Here is an 18919-nt window from a genome sequence, read left to right as displayed (position 1 = left end):
AACGATTTATTAGTATTAGCTTGTGTTGCTTATTATTTTTTTGGGATTTATTGCTATTAGTACATTGTAAAAGCGTGTGATAGTGAGATGTTAGGGCTTTTTTTAATTGTTAAGTAAATTTGCTGATTTGAAGTTGTATATTGTTACCAAATATTTATAAAAAAGTACTTGATTTTTAGTTTTTAAAATGTATTGTGGCGTGTCTATTATTTATTAAGTATGAATGGAATAATTTTAAGTTTCGTTATTGTATTATTTTGTAGCCAAGTTGCAGTTGCGGCAGATGAAGTGTATGTCATCAAAAGTGGAGAGACACTATCGCATGTTTCTGACAAATATAGAATAAAAATGGCAAAAATTATGGAAGCAAATGGCATGAAGTCAACTGATGTTAAGGTTGGTCAAAAGATTATAATTCCAAAAGATGCAGTGCAGCCAGTTGATGTTAAAAAAGTTGACAGTAGCAAGAAAGTGCCTGAAAATGTGAAAAAAGACTTGCCAAAGGCCAAGGATTTACCTGCCAAGAGCGAGGATTTAGCGCAAAAAACTCCTGTAAAAGTTGAGGAAAAAGCTGCAACTGGTGAGGTAAGGTATGAATCGCACACTATTGCAAAAGGTGAGACGCTATCGCATGTATCTGACAAATATAGAGTTAAGATAGCAAAAATTATGGAAGCAAACAACATGAAGTCGCAAAATGTATGGATTGGAATGAAATTGCGAGTGCCTATGGGTGATAATTATGTTGCAAAGAGTGATGAAAAGCCTGTAGTTGAGAAAAAAGATGATGTTGTAATCGCAAAAGTTGAAGATGTAAAGGTAAAGACTAGCAAAGAAAATAGATTTTTATACCCAAGTAAAAGCAGGTCAATTTCAAAGATAGAAAATGGAATTAATATATCATCTACTGAAGATTTCAGTGTTTTTGCATCAAAAAAAGGTATCGTTATTTATGTTGGCGATGGTGTTGAAAATTTAAAGAAACTTGTTATTATTAAGCACGATAAGAAATATACGACATTATATGGAAATCTTGTAGATGTTGTTGTATCGCAAGGGGATAATGTATCAGATGGGCAGAAAATTGGATATTTTGCAAAGTCAAAACCGATGTTTTTTGCAATTCGTGAAAACAGCGTATTTATCAGCGATGTTGAGAAATATTTAGACTAGTATTACAAGATTTTAAAATTTGCATAAGATATAGCTCTTGATTTAAAGAGTATGGATAGCATGCAGTTGCTGCTATACTATAGAGATTGGGATGAAAAACGAGAAAGTAAAGATGTATATTGTATTCAGAATTACTAACACTATTTTTTGTATATCTGAATAATTTTTTGCAGTAGATCTTTTGCATCTTCATTCTTGCGCTGAAATGCGTTGCGACCTATAATCGAGCCATCGCCACCACCTTGGCTAATTTCGCTGATTTCTTTTAGTATTTCGTCATCATTTTTCGCCGCTCCGCCTGAGAAAACAACAAGTCTTTTACCGTTAAAGCAGGATCTTTTCACTATTGCAATTCTATCTTTAAGAGTTGATGTTTTCATGCCTTCCATAGCTTTTTTTGCTTCACTTTGTTCAATAAAATCAACTGGCGGTTTAACTTTTATTATATCAGCGCCAAGCAGGGCTGCGATATGCGCAGAATATGAGATAACATCGATTGCGGTTTCGCCGTCTTTGCTTACGCCTTCACCTCTTGCATATGACCAAATTACAGTTGCAAGACCATATTTTTTTGCTTTATAAATCATTTCTTTAAGATCGGTTACGCTATCGTTAAAGCCGTTTGTGCCTGGATAAATTGTCATTCCTATCGCGCTACATCCAAGTCTTAAAGCATCTTTTACCGAGGCTGTAATTGCTTGTGTTGGTGATGATTGTTTTGAAGTAAGGGAATTTGAGCTATTTACTTTTAGTATAAGGGGTATTGATCCTGCAAATTTGTCAGCTGAGGCTTCAACTGCACCAAGTGGAGCGGCATATGCGTTTAATTTTGCATCGATTGCAAGTTGAAAATGGTAATCAGGATCGTATGCATCAGGGTTTTTTGAAAAGCTACGCTCTGGACCATGTTCAAAGCCTTGATCAACCGGAAGGATGACCATTTTTCCGCTTCCGCCAAGGGCACCAGACATAAGAATTCTTGCGATATTTGTCTTTACGCCAACATTACATGAGTCGTAATTATCTAGTATTTGCTTAACTTTTTTAGTGACTTTCATACAGAAAAAATCCATTTTACTACCAACTAAGGATAATGATTTTAATTTGCAAGCAAAATTTGCCTATATTTTTTAAAATAGACAATTGTTCGTTGATATAAAAAAAACTTGATAAATAAAAAATTCATGTTATAGCTCAGAAAGATATTTTTCAAGCGATGCGCATTACGCAATTTCACATTCCAACTTTAAAAGAGACACCGTCTGATGCAAGTGTTATTTCGCATAAATTGATGTTAAAGGCGGGGATGATTCGTCAAATTGCAAGTGGGCTTTACACTTTAATGCCACTTGGGCTTCGAGTTGTGCAGAAAATTTCGAATATTATAAGGGATGAAATCAATAAAATTGGCGGCTCTGAGGTGCTTTTTCCGATAGTTCAAAATAACGATGTTTGGGTAAGAAGCGGGCGTGAAAAGGGATATTGCGGTCCTGAAACTTTAAGAATGAAGGACAGAAATGGCGTTGATATGCTATTTTCGCCAACTGCGGAGGAGAGCGCACAGTTAATTTTTGAAATGGATATTAAGAGTTATAAGCAGATTCCAGTTGCGTTTTATCAGATAAATACTAAGTTTCGTGATGAAATTCGCCCAAGATTTGGCTTAATGCGTTGCCGTGAGTTTATTATGATGGACTGCTATTCCTTCGATGTAAACGAGGATTTAGCGCGAAAAACATACGATAATTACTTTTGCGCATATCTTGAGATGTTTAAAAAAATGGGCTTAGTTGCAGTGCCAATGCGGGCTGCAAGTGGTGAAATTGGCGGTGATTTAAGCCATGAATTTCATGTTATCGCCGAAACTGGGGAATCTGGAATTTTCTACGACAAAAAACTCGATGAAATGCGTCAGAATATAGGAAATTTCAATATTGACGATCTAAAGAATGTATATGCCAAAACAGACGACGAACATAGTAGCGAAAATTGCCCGATTGCAAAAGAGAATTTGGTTGAAAAACGCGGTATAGAAGTTGGTCATATTTTTTACTACGGCGATAAGTATAGCAAGCAGATGGACATTAAAATTCAAGGCCAAGACGGCAAATTGTTTCATCCGGTTGGGGGGTGTTATGGAATTGGTGTAACACGTATTATGGCGGCCGCAATAGAGGCAAATAGCGATGAAAAGGGCATAATTTGGCACAAATCCATTGCACCATTTGAGGTTATCTTGCTAAATCTTTCGCCAAAAGACGAAAATTGCGTTAAAAAATGCGATGAAATATATGAAAAACTGAAATTACAAGGCATAGATATTTTATACGACGACAGCGACAATTCTGCAGGATTTAAGTTCAATAATGCAGATTTAATCGGCATTCCAACGCAGATTATTCTTGGGTCTAAATCACTTGAGCAGGGTGAGGTTGAAATAAAGGAAAGAAAGACAGGTGATGTAAAAAAAGTAAGAATTGAAAATATTAATGATGTTATAAGGGTATGAAGTATAATAACAAACAGCAAAAACCTACAGTTGCTAAAAGCAAAGGCAGTGTCGTGAATAATCAACGAAGGGAAACTGAGGTCACTAGGCAAATTAAACATGTTGGCAAAGGCGATAAAGTGGATTTTAGCTTTCCTTATAAGCCAAAAGTGCAAGTAAATAATACAGGTAAAAATGGGGGTAAAAATTTTATTGAACAAAATAAAAAAGTTTATGATTTTACATTAGGAACTAAGCAGGCAGTGATTGCAAAGCCATTGGAAGTAAAAAAAGAACCATTTAATGTGCATGGCGTACCAGATATTCCCAAGGTGACAAAATTAACGCTTGTTAATAAAGGTGAAATAAAAGGGTATCAAAAATTGAAAAATCAAGAAAAGCAAACAATGAATGCAGAAATTCAAGGTAATAAAGTTTCACATAATTTACATTATAATAAAGGCAAAAGCATTATATCTCCTTTGAGAGAGCCAGACCCAGAACAAATAAACCAGCATAGGAAAGGAGCGCTGCCAATCATTTTGGAAGAAAATAGTTCGAAATATCCTTTTCCTCCTGTTGTAATTGTGAAAAACGAAGCAAAGCAAAAACAGAATGATGTATTTCCACGTATAGCGGTTGTAAATAGTCGGCAGAATTTTAATAATAATGTTGCTGGCTTAAAGAAGCAAGAGGTGAAAATGCCAATACTTGCCGCTTTGAAAGATGATAATCCATTTGGTAAAGTGGCACGGGTTAGGAAGGTAAATGTAGTTCAATCTCAGCCTATTAATAATGTTATGCCGAAAGCGGAAGGTGGACGAATTTTTCAAACAGGTCAAAATGCAGGTAAGAAGGAACAAAAGTTGCTAAATCATCGTGAATATGTTCAAGAGTTTCGTAGTATATTCGATGGTGGGAAAAAGAATAATATTGGAAAAGTGTATTGATAAAATTGGAGGACAAGGCTTAGGATATTTGTGTTTTAATGAGTTGCGCTAATTGTGATTTCTGTATTTTTAGCTTGAAATGTTAGTTTGCATTATATTAATCTTATTTCAAAGGGTTTTATAAAGCATGGATTCTTTGATAAATGCTTGCAGAGATTACCCTCTACTTCGAAAGCTTTGGGCGATAGTTCCTTCGTCAAGATAGTCAATTTCACTGCCCATTGGAATTCCAAAAGCAAGGGATGTAAATTTAATAGCTAGGTTTTCGGATTTCACGAATTTTTCAAGCTCGTCTAGGACGTAGTAGTATGTTGTTTGGGCAGAGATTGTTGAGCCGAGTGCGAAAATTACTTCGGATATTTGCGATTCTTTAATAATTTGACAAAGCTGAAAAATTCCAAGATCTTCAGGCAGTGTCGAGGTTGAAGCGGAAAGATAGCCGCCGAGTATGTAATAAAGTCCGCCGTATGCTTCGCTTTTTTCGATATTCCATAAATCGTCAACATCTGAGACAATGCAGAGTTGATTGGAGTTTTTTCTGGATACGCAAATTGAGCAGACCTCCAATGTATCAAAGTTTCTGCACTTTGAGCATTGCTTGATTGAGGCTGATAAATTTGTTAGAATATTTGCAAAGCCGTTCATCATATTTTTCTTGTCTTTTATCATTGAAATTGCAATTTTTTTTGCAGATCTCGGGCCGACGCTTGGCAGTTTTCCAATGAAATCTATTAGATCAGTTATTGTATAATTCATATATTTATTTTTTATTATTGTCTAGAAAGTGATTAATTTGTTTTAAAATATTTGCAGACATTTGGTCATTTTTCCTAGCTATGCCATTTTCATCTTTTTGCATTACATTTACAGTATTTGCGTTATTTTGTCGTTTAATTGAGATATTCATGTCTTTGTATACAACTAGAAATTCACATTCATTGTGTTTTTCATTGATAATTTTTAGAAAGCCAAATTTTTCAATTAAAAAGAACTTCATTTTTATACATTCAATACTGTTCATTTCGTTTGGATCTTTGTCTTTTGGTGCTAAAGTAGTTTCATTTTTTTCAAGGGTGATTTCATGATTAATTGTTTGATATTTTGATTGATTTTTAATAGTTTGAAGCTGTATATCGCCTGGATAATCTGATGCATTAGCGATATTTGATATTAGGGTTAAAAATAGTGCGAATTTTATTGCAGACATTCAAATAAAAATAGTGATATTTAGTTATATATTGTTGATTTATTGTCAAGAAAAAAATATTTTGAATTTTAAATATATTGATTTTTAATTTTTAGTTTTGTTAGAATTGAAAAAAGTATTTTATGAAGCTAGTTATTACCAATATTTACAAAAGGGGTATTGCTTTTGTTGTAGATGAGATGATATTATGCGTTGCAAGGGTGTCATTATTGACTTTTATATATACAGTTTTTTTTCAAGGAGAGGAAATGAAAAAAACTGGCGAAGAGATTAGTATTACAATGGCGCAAATTCCCGAGACTGCATCTTTACCTGAAGTTTGGCATGTTTTAACTAGTTTAAAGATTACGATATGGATAGAGCTTTTTATTGGTATATTTTTTATTGTAAGCCCGATATATCAGTTTTATATGTATTATTTTAAAAATGGACAGACAATTGGCAAGAAGGTTGTTGGTATAGTTGTTTTAAAGGCAGATGAGATGAAAATGAGTGCCGGCGATATAGTGCTCAGAATGGTTTTATCGTATGTACCTTGGATTTTACCGTTAATAGTGTATATATTATATGCAAATGGAAGCTTGATGTATGTTCCGTTGTTAATTGTGTGGTTTTTTTGGTATGATCCATGGATTTTCTTTGGAAAAAAGGGCAAAACTTTGCATGACGTGCTTTCTAATACTTATGTTTTTAATGTGCCAAGTTTAAATTCCATTACAGAAAATAGTAGTGTTGATGTGAAAGATTCTGCGTAGTTTATGAGGTATGGAATGATATGCTGTGGCGGACTAATGCCATTTAGGCTTGCAAGCAGTATTGCAAAAGAAGGTGATTTAAGATTGATATTAATTGAAAACATATTTGATGACAAGAGATTGCTTGATTTTGAGCATAAAATTATGCCAATAGGCAAGGTTGGCAAGGCGTTAGGTTACTTAAAGGAAGAGAAGGTTGAAGGTTTATTTATAATAGGAAACATGAATATGCCTGATTTTAAAGCCATTAAGCCTGACATGCAAGGTGCATTTTTAATTGGGAAAATTTTAGCATCAAGGAGCAAAGGCGATGATAGTGTGCTTAGGGCTGTTGGAAATTTTTTTGAGACAAATGGAATTAAGGTGTTATCGCCACTTGATTTCTTGCCAAAAACCGAAATAGTGTCAAAAAAGTCCCCAAGTAATGAGCAAAATGAGGATATATTATTTGGAGTTAAGGTTTTGGATGAAATGTCACATCTTGATATAGGGCAGTCTGTTGCCATATGTTGCAATAGGGTAATAGGCATTGAGGCTATAGAGGGCACGGACGAGATGATTAAAAGGTGTAAGATTTATAATGATAATGGGCGTTTTAGTGGAATGCCGATTCTTGTAAAAATGTCTAAAAAAACGCAGGATATAAGGCTTGATACGCCGACAATTGGGCTAAAGACGATAGAAAATTTACATGAATCCGGTTTTATTGGTATTGCAATTTCAGAAAATGTTATAATTTCCGACCCTATTGATGAGGTGAATAAAAAGCTAGATGAATACGGTATATTTTGCCATATTATCAAGGATGTAAGTATTTAATTGCAATTAATTTTTTACATTATAGAATGTTGCAAGGTTATTGATTTTATGAAAAATGTCGGCAAAAATCGTGATTTAATATCATCTGTTTTCTCATCTGTTGCAAAAAAGTACGATATAATGAATGATTTAATGAGTTTTGGAATGCATAGATTATGGAAGAAGCGTTTTGTTGATTTAATTACAGTTAAGGAAAATGCTGTTTTTACCGATCTTTCATGCGGAACTGGCGACATTGCGCGATTGATATTAAAGAAAAATAGCGTAAAACTTTCAACTCTTATTGATCCTGACGAAAAAATGCTAGCTCTTGCGAAGGAAAATTTGCTAAATAACGGCATATCACTTGGAAATATTGAGTTTAAATCGTGCCTTGCGGAGAGTTTGGATTTGAGTGAAAAAAGTCAAGATTTTATAACAATATCCTTTGGAGCAAGAAATTTCTCAGATTTAAAAAAGGGGCTTGAAAATTGCAGAAAAGCTATTTGCGATGGCGGTTATTTGTATATTATGGAATTTACGCCAAGCATGAAAAACCAAAGTCTTGACAAGGTTTATCAAAAATATTTAACCCACGTGCTGCCAAAAATAGGCAAATTTGTTGCAAAAGATGAGGCGGCATATAGCTATCTTGCATCAAGTATTAAGGAATTTCTAGAGCCGCGTGAGATGAAAAAAATGCTGCTTGAAAGTGGCTTTTCGTATGTTGATTATATAGCTTTTGCAAATGGGGCTGTGGGGGTTTATATTGCAAGGGTTTAGGGCAATTAATTTAATTTCATAGAGTGGAAACTAAAGAATAGTTACTAGATGGTTTTAAAGCGTGAGAAAGCAGCAAATGGCTAAATTGATTTAAGTTGGTTGGGATTAGCTTGGGGTTTTACAAAAATGGCTCGACGGGGTTATGTTTGGGCATGGCTAATGGGGGTTGTCTAATTTAGCGAATTATTAATCAATCAATTCAAACTGCGTTGAAAACTTGCAAATGGGGCTGTGGGTGTTTATATTGCAAGGATTTAGTCTTGGATATTGTGTTTTTTATCACCTTTAGCAACTTTTTTGCAAAATTTCTGAAATAGTCGAATATCGTTTGCTGTATTGAGATGTTCTGGGTTCCACTGTACGCCAAGTACGAAAGAATCATCTTTAGATTCAATTGCCTCTATCGAGCCATCCCTTGAAAAAGCGGAAGGATTTAAGTCATTACCCAGCTCTCCTATTGTGTCTTTATGCATGGAATTTACTTTAATGTAGCCTTCATATACATCATCATTTTCGATTACGGCGTTATAAACTTTAGAGTCTTTATTGATGTTTATATCATGGGTTTCATCGCTTGGTAGCTGGTGTATTTTTTTATTATCTGAGCCAAGTCTTTTTATATCGCCTCCAAATGCGATGTTAATAATATGCATGCCTTTATTTATGCCAAGTATCGGTTTTTTTGTTTCAAGAAATGTTTTAACGACGGCAAGTTTTGATTCTGAGTCATCTTTTTTGTCTTTTGGTGCACTTGAGTGCCTTCCGTAGACTTTTGCATCAATTTCTCGTGAAAAATTCGGAACTATCATGCCATCGATATTTTTAACATAAAGTTTTGCATAAAATGGATCATTTGGTATTAAAACAACTGAAATGCCGTATTGATTGCAAGATTCTTGAATTGCATTGAGAACATGTTGCTGAATAGTGTAAATATCGCCACCCATTCCACAGTCATCGCATATATCGTCTTCTATGCGAAATTTATCAGTCAAAATGCCTACAACTTTAGCATTTACATTAACTGAAAAGAAAAATAGCAATATAAATGGTAAAAATTTCACGCAAACTTGAAAAACTCAGCAAATTCTTATTGTAAAAAAATAATAATCAAGTTTTTTTTCATATTGTAATTCTTGAATAAAAATGCTTGATTTTTAAAAAAAAGATGAATAATTTATAGAAATTTTCTAGCAAAATGTTTGTTCAAACTCAGGAAACTCCAAATAGCAATGCACTTAAGTTTATACCAGGGAATATACCGATTGCAAAGGATAAAACATATGACTTTCCAGACATTGAGTATGCAAAGAAAGTATCAAGATTAGCGGAAAAACTGTTTGAGATAAATGATGTAAAAAGAGTATTTTTTGGTTCAAATTTTATAACAGTAACGAAAGATGAAAATGCAGATTGGATGGCTATAAAGCCTCATGTTTTTGCAACAATTGTGGAATATATGACAAATGGCTGGGCAATTTTTCTTGATGATGAAAGCAAAATTGACGCAGAATTTGCATCCATTAATTCAAAAAAGGAAATAGATTCAAGATTAAAGGAAATATTGGATAAATCGGTTGACATGGAAAATAAAGTTGTTAAAGAGATTATAGCTTTAATTGACGAGCGTGTTAAACCTGCTGTTGCAATGGATGGTGGTGATATAAATTTTATTAATTTCGTTGACGGCATTGTATATGTTGAAATGCTTGGTGCGTGCTCTGGGTGTTCATCGTCAGGTGCAACTTTAAAAGGCGGAATAGAAACAATGCTAAAACACTACATTCCAGAAGTTGAAAGCGTTGAAGCGATATAGCGAAATTCATGCTTTCTTTTTTGTATATCTTCTAAAGTGATGAGGTTTCTTTATGCCATCTGTAATAAATGATACAAGAATTGCGATAAAAAGCATTATTACTGCAATAACACGATAGGATTTAAACATTCCGACATAAGAGATAAGCGGGGCTATTAAAAGTGGTGATATAAATTTACCAAGATACATTCCAGATGTTAAAAAGCCAATCCACATCGCACGATTTTTACCGCTTACGGAATTTACTATCCAGATTATATTATTTGGCATCATAAGCGCCATTCCAAGTCCATATAAGGCAACGCACAAGAGGACGGATGTGTATGAATTGCTGTAGCTCATTGCAAAATATGAAAGAGACATAACGCAAAACGACATTGCAAACATTGACTCAAAAGAGCGATTTTTCTTTAGTCTTTTGTATTTTGTGACAAAGAATGCCGAGATTACAACCTCCATTGTAATTACAAATGATATCATTTTACCGCTAATATTTGGCTCTATTGCCTTTAGTAAAAATGGCACTTGAATTGGAATCATGTAAAAGAAAACCATGTTTGCAAAGCCGATTATGCAGATTAAAAGTGGCAATTTTTCGCCAAAGATTTTGCCAAAAGAGCTCGCTTTTATTGTATCTTGGGATGCTTGCATATTGTGCTGTATGTCGTCTGGGCGGCGAAGATAGATGGTAATTAGTGGGATTATTGCTATTCCAGTTAGATAAAGTAAAAATGCAAGACGCCAATTTATATCGCATAAATATCCAGAAAGCATGGTAAAAACTATGCTACCAAGGGACATTACTGTTGTCTGGGCGGCAAGCACTTTATTTCTTTCGTGACCTGTAAAATAGTGAGAAATAAGCTCAAGACCGCATGTCATTATCGCGGAAATTGAAATTCCAAGCAGGGCACGGGTAAATATTATATAGTGTAAGTCTTTTAGAAAATATGTAGCAACGCCGGATATTACATAAATTACCAAAAATACGCCAAGAAATATCCGTTTATGAGTGAGGCGACCGATTAAAAAGCCGAAAATTGGGGAAAATATCGCAATTAACATATTTGGCACAGTTGCGGCAAGTTTTACCAAAATTTCAGCATTATGATAGCTTGAAAACTCTTTTTTCATCATAGGAAGGGCAGGGGATATTATTGCCGTGCACATAAGAGAAAGACTTGCGCAAATTAGCAAAATGTATTTTACAGCCCTTAAATTTATCATAATTTTACAAACAATCAAACATTAATTAAACACAATAGGACCAGTGGTTTTGCCATTTACAAACTGGTCTAAATATTGATTATTGCTTGAAAAAAGATTATCGCGAGATCCACTCCATATAACCTGACCTTTGTATAGGAAAATTATTTTATCACCAAGTTTTGCGGCAGATTTCATGTCATGAGTGACGATTACATTTGTGCTGCCAAGGGTTTTTCCGCATTTTAGTATTAAGTCATTTATAACTTCGGACATTACTGGGTCAAGCCCTGTTGTTGGCTCATCGAAAAAAATAACCTTTGGATTTGAGGCTATAGTTCGCGCAAGAGAGACTCTTTTTTGCATTCCGCCTGATAATTCGTGTGGTTTTAAGTCAAGAACATGGCTTTTAAGCCCAACCATTTCAAGCTTTTCGGCCGCGATGTCGCGCGCTTTTGATTTGTCCATTTTCTTTTTATTTATCAGCTTAAATGCGATGTTTTCAAACACAGAAAGAGAGTCAAACAACGCCCCACTTTGAAACAAAAAGCCGATATTATCCATTATTTCGTCTTTTGTAATTTGAGAAACTTTTGACATATCTTGAGAATCTATCGCAACTTTTCCGCTATCTTGCTCAAGAAGTGAGCATATAATCTTGATTAAAACAGACTTTCCAGTTCCAGAGCCACCCAAAATAATAGTAGACTTCGATGCAGAAAATTCCCCAGAAACACTGCGCAAAACGGCATTACTTCCAAATTTTTTCTCTATGTCCACAAAGGAAATATTCAACTTTATAACAATATTTACTAAATAGTATTGATAAAAAAATATAATTCAAGTGTTTTTTTAACAATTTAAAGATGTTTTTTATGTTATAAAAATACTTGACAATAATTTTAAACCAGCGAAAAAAGACTTATTATGTTTAAAGATTATGTCAAATAATATTGAGCTTGCATTACATGAAATTAAAAACAACAAGATGATAATTATTGCAAATAATGCAAATGAGAGCGATATTCCTGCAATATTTTGCCCTGCAAATTTTATAGATGTTGGGAAAATTGATTTTTGTAAAAAATATAGCAGTGGAGAGCTATATTTATTAATTAGTCAGGCTTTTTTAACAAAATTTGATGAAAAAAGTCGATGCAGTATACTAAATAATGGGCTTGTGAGTTATAAAAACAAGTCATCAAATGATGTGTATTGCGATATAAAGGATGCTGTGGTTGATTTTAACGCAGACAAAGCTAGTATAAAGGCAAGTCAGACCGATATATTAAAGTTGCCCGATGTGCAAAATTCTTGCCTTGAAATAGTGCAATTTGCAGGTTTTGAAGGGGCAGCGGTTATTTGCGAATTAATGGACGAAAATGGAAAAATGCTGCGTGGAGATGGATTAATGGAATTTGCAAAAAAACATGGAATTTGCGTGGTTTCGACTGATGAAATTAAGCGTTACAAGATTGCAAATGTGCCTTTTATACAAAGGACGGCAAGCACAAATTTACCAACCGATTTTGGTACAATGCAAATGCATGTTTATCAAAATCCAATCACGAAAATTGAGCATATTGTTATGATGTCAAATAGCGAAAATCGCTTTACTAAAGGGCAAAAACCACTAATTAGAGTTCATAGCGAATGTATTACAAGTGAAGTATTTTTTAGCAAAAAGTGCGATTGCAAGCAGCAGCTTTCAAATTCAATGAAAAAAGTTATAGAAAGTGGCTGTGGTGCTGTGATTTACCTGCGTGGGCAGGAGGGGCGTGGAATTGGAATTACCAACAAAATTCGTGCATATAGTCTGCAGGAAGAGGGTTTTAACACAATTGATGCAAATAAAAAGCTTGGGCTTCCCGTTGATGCGCGTGATTTTACAGACGCTGTCTCGATTTTATATGATTTGCAAGTTGAGAAATTTAATTTATACACAGGAAATCCAAACAAAGGGAAATTTTTAAATGAATACGGCTTTTCATTTGATATTATATCTCCGCAAGTTGAGCTAAATGAGCATAATAACAGGTATTTACATGATAAAGTTGAAAAAATGGGTCATGGTCTTGTATTTGGGAATTAGATCTATTATGAGATGTTTTGGATACTTGAGAAGGTAATTAAGAAATATAGTCGCACCAATCGATCTTTTTTCGAAATATGTGATACCATTTTCTCGGTTTTGGTATTTTTTTACTTGTTATAAGATCTAAAAAAAATTTCTTGTCATTAATGTAAATTTCGCCAGTTGTTTCCTCATCGCGAGACATACAGCTTTTTAAAAATAGTGTAGGATTTGAGGTATTTATTGCATTACGAAGTTTGTGTTTCATTGTCTCAAACGCTATTGCTTCGCAGCCAACCCCTGTTTTATTTAATGGAAAATACGCCTTTGGAATGGTTACTTTAATTGGTCTTTTTACAAGTTTTCTATCGTCTAATATGTTAAATTCTACTTGATTTCTTGAGATAAAATCTACAAATTCAAAATCTTTAAGTTCGCAGTTTGTATGAGTTTTTTCCTGCCAAGAATTATAAGCTACAGACATTGTCATGGTAACTATCATAGCTATTGTTCCCTTTGAAAATATGTCTCGAAAAAGCATGCAAGTATTGACATTTAAAAACATTATGATATATCTATAAAATAAAAATCAAGTTTTATGTCGTTAATTATTGAAAATCGTAGAGTAAGATTTGAATATTTTATTGAAGATGTCATAGAGGCTGGGATTGTTTTAACTGGAAGTGAGGTAAAGTCAATTCGCAACAAAAATGTCTCACTTTTAGATGGATTTGTAACATTAAAAGGTGGCGAGCCGTATTTGTTAAATGTTAATATTACTAAATATCCACAGTGTTTTGTAGGGCAAGATCACGACCCAAATCGTGATAAAAAGCTACTTTTAAACAAGCATGAAATTCGCAGATTATTTGGAAAAATCAAGGAAAAAGGCTACACTTTAGTACCGCTAAATTTACATTTAAAGCGTGGGAAAATTAAGGCTGATATTGCAGTTGTAAAGGGAAAGCAGATGCACGATAAGCGAGAAACCATTAAAAAACGAGATCTTGAAAGGCAGACGAGGAGAGGCAATGATTAAAGATATATTTGGCTAAAAGCATTTATTTGGATTGGCTTTTTGGAATAAAAGTCTAGTAATTATCGCAGAAATTTGATAGATTTTAACTTTTATAATGCTATTTAATGTATTTATCTGTTTTTTACAATTTTAATTTTATAATAAGATGAGTTTTACTGAAAACAAGAGGGATTTAGCTTAGATTTTTCGCTATATTCATGATTGCAAGTGGAGATAGGTCTTCTATTCTAAAGTTACCGAATTTTTCAAGGTCTTCATGGCTGAGATTATTACAATATGAACGCAGCATTTTTCTTCTATTTGCAAATAGTGTTTTCACTTTATCAAGAATTTCGAGAAATTGCCCTTCGGTTATACCTGAGTTAATGCCATGGCATGATATTACAGATGATGTTACCTTTGGAGACGGTGTAAAATTTGCAGGGCTTACATCAAATTCTATTTTAGACTTTGCAACAATACTTGTCATAACGGACAAAATTCCATATTCTTTTGTTTTTTCTTTAGCAACTATTCTTTTTGCCACTTCTTTTTGAAACATTAAAATCATAAGTTTTATTGTGTCTATTTTAGCAATAAGATTTATGAAAATTCTACTACCAACGCTATATGGAAGATTTGAGACAATAATTGGCTTTTCTTTTATTTCAAGGGTTGATATATCAAAGTGCAGTGCATCTTGATGTATTATATGAAGATTTTTAAAGTATTGGTGGTTTTGAAGGCGGTTTTGCGTCAGCTCTATACATCTTTCATCAAGCTCTATTATGAACATTTTTTTTGGATTTTTATTTAAAATTTCTTCACTTAAAGAGCCATTACCACAGCCAATTTCAATGACAACATCATCGCTTGTAATATTTGCCGACTGGGCTATACGAGAAAGTATTCTTGGGTTATGCAAAAAATTTTGACCAAGTGATTTTTTATAAAAAAAGTCTGTCATTTGTTTGGCAAATTAGTAGATTATTTATACGAATTTTTTAAATGCAAGAACAAAAAACCAATTTAGTTTGTAATTTCATCAAAACACCTCAGTTTAAAAGGTTGCAGGATATAGAGTAAAACAAGCACAGGCACTAGGAAAATTGCATTACACCAAAATAGCATCAAAACTTTAGCGGTACATGCTGTGAGGATATTTTGCAAATACATGTGCAGGCACCAATCTCAGATACAAAAATCGTAATTCTTATATCACGCCCCAATACCATCAAAAATCACCTCAGTTGTAAACGGAGCAAGCGGTGCTATTGCAAGGCTGACATTGAGTAAAACGGAATATAGTGTGTTAAATGACTCTTGTTTGCCTTCGCTAATGCCACTTTCCCAAAATACATCTTTATTTCTGCGAATATAAAAATTGTTTAGGGACTCGAGAAATTCCTCAAATGCGCTGCATGCCGATGGCGTATCGTAGTTTTCGATTGCTGTTTTGATTTTCGCAATTGTATCAACCGTAAGAGACAAAATATAGCGATTTATCTCAAGTTTTGCAGTTTTTTCTATGATATTTTCGCATTTGATATTATCAATTTTCGCATAGGTCTTAAAGAAGTTAAATGCCGATAAAAACGGTGTAATTACAGTTCTTGACACATCGCGAATTTGCTCTCCTGTTTCGTCCATATAAAGGTCTCCACCGCGCATTACAGGCGATGAAAGCAGGAACCAACGCATAGCATCAGAGCCGTATTTATCAAACATTTCCATTGGATCTGGGTAATTTCTCAGGCGTTTAGATAGTTTTTGCCCATTTGCATCCAAAATAACCCCATGGCAAATGCAGTTTTTAAACGGAGCTTTATCAAAAAGTGCCGTGCCTAAAATCATTAAAGTATAAAACCAACCACGCGTTTGCGCAACATATTCAACGATAAAATCTGCCGGAAAGTTATGTGGCATCTGGTTTTTTTCGCCAAATGTAAAGCCAACCGATGCAAAAGGCATAGATCCACTTTCAAACCAGCAGTCAAAAACATCTTCTATTCTGCGAAGCTCAAATCCATCCTCGTATTTTACAAGCTCGTCAACATATGGGCGATGAAGGTCTGTAATCTTAAAACTTCCATCTTTTTGCATGTATTTTCCTGAGTTTTTTCCAGCTTTAAAATCTGAAATGTAGTCATCACGGAAAAATTCTTCCATCTCGGAAATTGATGAGAAAGTGTAAATCATTCCAAGCCCTATATCAAAGTGCATTTTTTTATCATTTACAAGCACGAATTCGTTTTGAGATTTATAAGCATGGTATAAATTTTGGATAATATGAATAAAATCATTAATATTTTTAATCATTAAATTACCCATTTTTGCTATAGATCCAATTTGAATTGAGCCAAAAGAATTATTTAAATGATTTGCAATTTCTTTAAAATCGCTATTAAAATTTGACTTAAATTGTTCAAAATCGCTATACCTTAATTCAGGGCTATTTTCAAATTTAAGCAACAATTTATCACCAATTGCATTAAAAGACAGCGTACGATGCACACTAGACCTCCAAACCGGAATTGGGCAGCCGAAAAAGCGATTTCGAGAAATTGACCAGTCGCGCGCGCACTCAATCCATCTTCCAAATTGCCCATCACGAATGTGATCTGGAATCCAGTTTATGCCTTGATTAAGCTCTATCATGCGCTCTTTTACCGTCTTTTTTCCAGATGCTGTCTCAATTTTTACCTCGCCTTGTCCGTCGCCAGCAACGTTTACATACCAAGACGAAACCGCCTTGTAAATAAGCGGTGTATCGGTTCGCCAGCAGTGTGGGTAATTATGCAAATATTGCTCGGTTTTAAGCCATAAATTCTGCGATTTCAAGTATTTTATCACATCTTCATTTACGCCATCGTAATTTTTCTTACCTTTATCGTTAGTTGATTCCTCTAAAACGCATCTGTTTGCTAGAAAAAGACCAGGAAATTCAGCCAAAAACTCGCTTAAATTATCGATGTAAATCTTTATTTCATCTGCATTTTGAAGTTCAGATACCAAGGTTTTATCTTCATTTTCATATTTAAAGTACTGAAGTTTCCACTTTTCATCAGTGATTTTTACAGATTTGTGGACGAAAATATTAACTGCAAATAATGGCATATTTTTTTGATAGCAATATGCAACGATTTTTTTAATAAAATCCCAATTATAATCTGGGTTTTTGATATAAATATCGCCTTTTGTAAATTCAAAACCTGTGCCTTCAAGTGGCGCTATTTGACCTGATAAAATATTATAAAAATCACCAAAATCGTATAAAATTGGAAAAATACTAGGAACAAATTTACCACCATCATCAATAGGGCAAAGAGCTGGTATTTGGTTTGCGCGGCATAAATTAAAGTCGTCCTCGCCAAAACCAGGTGCCATATGCACAATTCCAGTTCCATCATCAGCTCCAACAAAATCCCCAACCAAAACACGAAAGGCATTTTGCGTATCTTTAAAATATGGGAAAAGTGGCTCGTAGGCTAGGTTTTCTAAAATTTCTCCCCTAATTTTTATAATTTCATCATAACCATCCAGCTCTTTCTTGAATCTTCCGGCTAAAACACTAGCAATAATCAAGATTTCATCATTTTTTTTGCACAAACTGTATTCAATATCCCTGCCAACCGCCAAAGCCAAATTCGATGGAAGCGTCCAAGGGGTTGTCGTCCAAGCTAGGAAATATGCGTTTTTTGCGCCAGATAAATCAACTTTTATGCGACTTTGTAGTTCAATTTTAGACTCATTCGTCAAACGAAACTTCACAACGCAAGTTTTACTTTCCTTTTCACGATAGGAATTATCCATTTTTGTCTCAAAATTTGAAAGCGGAGTCTGGCATTTCCATGAATAAGCCATAACACGAGTTGACTCATAAATCAAGCCCTTTTCAAAAAGCTTTCCAAAAGCGGAAATAACCGATTGCATATAGGGTAAATCCATAGTTTTGTATGAATTTTCAAAATCCACCCAGCGCCCCTGTTTTGTAACATAATCTTCCCATTCATTTGTGTATTTCATTACTGAAGAGCGACAATGCTCATTAAAAGCTGCGATTCCTTCTAGTTTTTTTCCATTTTCATCAAAGATTTGGTCTGGAATGCTTTTATAAAACTCGGTTTTTTCCATTATTGATGCAGTTTTTTCACATACAGCAGGTTCGACACGCTTTAATTTGTCGATATAATCGGCAATAATCTGACGATCTTGCTGCAAAAGCCCCTTATATTCTTCAGTTTTCATGAAGGTTTCAAGTGCGTAATGAGACATGCTTTGAGATTTTGCATTACCGGAAAAGTCTTTAATTGCAAGGCGACCTGTGATTTTAAGCTCTTTTTCTGCCTCCATTTCAGCAGGAAGTCCATGACAATCCCAGCCAAATTTACGCTCGCAACGCTTTCCAAACATGGTATGATAACGCGCAAAAACATCTTTTACAAAACCGGTAAGCAGGTGTCCATAGTGTGGCAGACCATTTGCAAATGGCGGCCCGTCGAAGAAAATATAGTCACCTTGTGGGTTGTTTTTTTCAACTGATTTTTCAAAAATCCCCGCATCTTTCCACGCTTTCGTTATAGATTTATCATCTAATAGTTGTTTATTGTCGCTCATTGCAAAATATATATTTACTCTTTCATAAAGGTAA

Annotated in this window: 18 protein-coding genes; 9 read left to right on the top strand and 9 right to left on the bottom strand. The window is 34.2% G+C overall.

What is annotated here, in order from left to right; genetic code table 11:
• Nucleotides 1-219 precede the first annotated feature (219 nt).
• Nucleotides 220-1173 carry a M23 family metallopeptidase gene (locus tag deia_RS03715; protein ID WP_146820817.1) on the top strand — a complete coding sequence of 318 codons (954 nt, stop codon included), beginning with the start codon at nucleotides 220-222 and terminating at the stop codon, nucleotides 1171-1173.
• Nucleotides 1174-1313: 140 nt separating this feature from the next.
• Here the strand turns inward: deia_RS03715 and deia_RS03710 are convergent, their stop codons facing one another.
• Entirely contained in the window at nucleotides 1314-2231 is a 918-nt protein-coding gene (locus deia_RS03710) for a class I fructose-bisphosphate aldolase (RefSeq protein ID WP_146820816.1), read from the bottom strand.
• A 158-nt stretch (nucleotides 2232-2389) separates the two neighbouring features.
• Between deia_RS03710 and proS the strand changes: the two genes are divergently transcribed.
• Nucleotides 2390-3682 carry a proline--tRNA ligase gene (proS, locus tag deia_RS03705; protein ID WP_146820815.1) on the top strand — a complete coding sequence of 431 codons (1293 nt, stop codon included), beginning with the start codon at nucleotides 2390-2392 and terminating at the stop codon, nucleotides 3680-3682.
• Nucleotides 3679-4611, top strand: a complete 933-nt coding sequence (locus deia_RS03700) for a hypothetical protein (protein ID WP_146820814.1) — start codon at nucleotides 3679-3681, stop codon at nucleotides 4609-4611. The genes proS and deia_RS03700 overlap by 4 nt, the downstream gene beginning before the upstream one ends.
• A 156-nt stretch (nucleotides 4612-4767) precedes the next feature.
• Here deia_RS03700 and recR read toward each other — a convergent pair whose 3' ends face one another.
• Together recR and deia_RS03690 are read right to left on the bottom strand one after the other, a co-directional pair.
• Complete coding sequence (recR, locus tag deia_RS03695; protein WP_146820813.1) at nucleotides 4768-5367, bottom strand: recombination mediator RecR; 600 nt, start codon at nucleotides 5365-5367, stop codon at nucleotides 4768-4770.
• A gap of 4 nt (nucleotides 5368-5371) precedes the next feature.
• Nucleotides 5372-5818: a hypothetical protein gene (locus deia_RS03690; RefSeq protein ID WP_146820812.1), complete on the bottom strand. Its 447-nt coding sequence runs from the start codon at nucleotides 5816-5818 to the stop codon at nucleotides 5372-5374.
• A 122-nt stretch (nucleotides 5819-5940) separates the two neighbouring features.
• Between deia_RS03690 and deia_RS03685 the strand changes: the two genes are divergently transcribed.
• From deia_RS03685 to deia_RS03675, 3 genes are read left to right on the top strand one after another with little or no spacing between them, the layout of a single operon-like run.
• Nucleotides 5941-6573 (top strand): RDD family protein, encoded by a 633-nt coding sequence (locus deia_RS03685; protein WP_146820811.1) that lies wholly within the window; start codon nucleotides 5941-5943, stop codon nucleotides 6571-6573.
• A gap of 3 nt (nucleotides 6574-6576) precedes the next feature.
• Complete coding sequence (locus deia_RS03680) at nucleotides 6577-7392, top strand: LpxI family protein (RefSeq protein ID WP_146820810.1); 816 nt, start codon at nucleotides 6577-6579, stop codon at nucleotides 7390-7392.
• Between the two features lie 48 nt (nucleotides 7393-7440).
• Nucleotides 7441-8154, top strand: a complete 714-nt coding sequence (locus deia_RS03675; RefSeq protein WP_146820809.1) for a ubiquinone/menaquinone biosynthesis methyltransferase — start codon at nucleotides 7441-7443, stop codon at nucleotides 8152-8154.
• Nucleotides 8155-8408: 254 nt separating this feature from the next.
• Here deia_RS03675 and deia_RS03670 read toward each other — a convergent pair whose 3' ends face one another.
• Complete coding sequence (locus deia_RS03670) at nucleotides 8409-9218, bottom strand: gamma-glutamyl-gamma-aminobutyrate hydrolase family protein (protein ID WP_146820808.1); 810 nt, start codon at nucleotides 9216-9218, stop codon at nucleotides 8409-8411.
• Between the two features lie 134 nt (nucleotides 9219-9352).
• Between deia_RS03670 and deia_RS03665 the strand changes: the two genes are divergently transcribed.
• A complete protein-coding gene (locus tag deia_RS03665) occupies nucleotides 9353-9970 on the top strand; it encodes a NifU family protein (RefSeq protein WP_146820807.1) in 618 nt (205 codons plus the stop codon).
• A gap of 6 nt (nucleotides 9971-9976) precedes the next feature.
• Here deia_RS03665 and deia_RS03660 read toward each other — a convergent pair whose 3' ends face one another.
• Together deia_RS03660 and deia_RS03655 are read right to left on the bottom strand one after the other, a co-directional pair.
• The gene (locus deia_RS03660; protein WP_146820806.1) at nucleotides 9977-11197 is read right to left on the bottom strand and encodes an MFS transporter; all 1221 of its coding nucleotides are present in this window, start codon (nucleotides 11195-11197) and stop codon (nucleotides 9977-9979) included.
• Between the two features lie 21 nt (nucleotides 11198-11218).
• Nucleotides 11219-11956, bottom strand: a complete 738-nt coding sequence (locus tag deia_RS03655; RefSeq protein ID WP_222912619.1) for an ABC transporter ATP-binding protein — start codon at nucleotides 11954-11956, stop codon at nucleotides 11219-11221.
• 160 nt (nucleotides 11957-12116) lie between these two features.
• On the opposite strand from deia_RS03655, the gene ribA reads away from it, so the two are divergent.
• A complete protein-coding gene (ribA, locus tag deia_RS03650) occupies nucleotides 12117-13268 on the top strand; it encodes a GTP cyclohydrolase II RibA (RefSeq protein ID WP_146820804.1) in 1152 nt (383 codons plus the stop codon).
• A gap of 37 nt (nucleotides 13269-13305) precedes the next feature.
• On the opposite strand, the gene deia_RS03645 is transcribed toward ribA, so the two are convergent.
• Nucleotides 13306-13815: a hypothetical protein gene (locus tag deia_RS03645; protein WP_146820803.1), complete on the bottom strand. Its 510-nt coding sequence runs from the start codon at nucleotides 13813-13815 to the stop codon at nucleotides 13306-13308.
• Between the two features lie 33 nt (nucleotides 13816-13848).
• On the opposite strand from deia_RS03645, the gene smpB reads away from it, so the two are divergent.
• A complete protein-coding gene (smpB, locus tag deia_RS03640; RefSeq protein ID WP_146820802.1) occupies nucleotides 13849-14289 on the top strand; it encodes an SsrA-binding protein SmpB in 441 nt (146 codons plus the stop codon).
• A gap of 172 nt (nucleotides 14290-14461) precedes the next feature.
• On the opposite strand, the gene rsmA is transcribed toward smpB, so the two are convergent.
• Both rsmA and deia_RS06015 read right to left on the bottom strand, forming a co-directional pair.
• Nucleotides 14462-15235: a 16S rRNA (adenine(1518)-N(6)/adenine(1519)-N(6))-dimethyltransferase RsmA gene (gene rsmA / locus deia_RS03635; protein ID WP_146820801.1), complete on the bottom strand. Its 774-nt coding sequence runs from the start codon at nucleotides 15233-15235 to the stop codon at nucleotides 14462-14464.
• 251 nt (nucleotides 15236-15486) lie between these two features.
• On the bottom strand, nucleotides 15487-18885 hold the full coding sequence (locus deia_RS06015) for an isoleucine--tRNA ligase (protein WP_458692883.1): 3399 nt from the start codon (nucleotides 18883-18885) through the stop codon (nucleotides 15487-15489).
• Nucleotides 18886-18919 lie beyond the last annotated feature (34 nt).

This window comes from Candidatus Deianiraea vastatrix (assembly GCF_007993655.1).
In the GTDB taxonomy this organism is placed as follows: Bacteria; Pseudomonadota; Alphaproteobacteria; order Rickettsiales; family Deianiraeaceae; genus Deianiraea; species Deianiraea vastatrix.
This window is presented reverse-complemented; position numbering and strand designations above follow the sequence as displayed.

Bases quoted from the DNA above. Each gene is read 5' to 3' on its own strand.
- deia_RS03715 (WP_146820817.1), top strand. From the start codon at position 220: ATGAATGGAATAATTTTAAGTTTCGTTATTGTATTATTTTGTAGCCAA.
- deia_RS03710 (WP_146820816.1), bottom strand. From the start codon at position 2,231: ATGAAAGTCACTAAAAAAGTTAAGCAAATACTAGATAATTACGACTCA.
- proS (WP_146820815.1), top strand. From the start codon at position 2,390: ATGCGCATTACGCAATTTCACATTCCAACTTTAAAAGAGACACCGTCT.
- deia_RS03700 (WP_146820814.1), top strand. From the start codon at position 3,679: ATGAAGTATAATAACAAACAGCAAAAACCTACAGTTGCTAAAAGCAAA.
- recR (WP_146820813.1), bottom strand. From the start codon at position 5,367: ATGAATTATACAATAACTGATCTAATAGATTTCATTGGAAAACTGCCA.
- deia_RS03690 (WP_146820812.1), bottom strand. From the start codon at position 5,818: ATGTCTGCAATAAAATTCGCACTATTTTTAACCCTAATATCAAATATC.
- deia_RS03685 (WP_146820811.1), top strand. From the start codon at position 5,941: ATGAAGCTAGTTATTACCAATATTTACAAAAGGGGTATTGCTTTTGTT.
- deia_RS03680 (WP_146820810.1), top strand. From the start codon at position 6,577: ATGAGGTATGGAATGATATGCTGTGGCGGACTAATGCCATTTAGGCTT.
- deia_RS03675 (WP_146820809.1), top strand. From the start codon at position 7,441: ATGAAAAATGTCGGCAAAAATCGTGATTTAATATCATCTGTTTTCTCA.
- deia_RS03665 (WP_146820807.1), top strand. From the start codon at position 9,353: ATGTTTGTTCAAACTCAGGAAACTCCAAATAGCAATGCACTTAAGTTT.
- deia_RS03660 (WP_146820806.1), bottom strand. From the start codon at position 11,197: ATGATAAATTTAAGGGCTGTAAAATACATTTTGCTAATTTGCGCAAGT.
- ribA (WP_146820804.1), top strand. From the start codon at position 12,117: ATGTCAAATAATATTGAGCTTGCATTACATGAAATTAAAAACAACAAG.
- deia_RS03645 (WP_146820803.1), bottom strand. From the start codon at position 13,815: ATGTTTTTAAATGTCAATACTTGCATGCTTTTTCGAGACATATTTTCA.
- smpB (WP_146820802.1), top strand. From the start codon at position 13,849: ATGTCGTTAATTATTGAAAATCGTAGAGTAAGATTTGAATATTTTATT.
- rsmA (WP_146820801.1), bottom strand. From the start codon at position 15,235: ATGACAGACTTTTTTTATAAAAAATCACTTGGTCAAAATTTTTTGCAT.
- deia_RS06015 (WP_458692883.1), bottom strand. From the start codon at position 18,885: ATGAGCGACAATAAACAACTATTAGATGATAAATCTATAACGAAAGCG.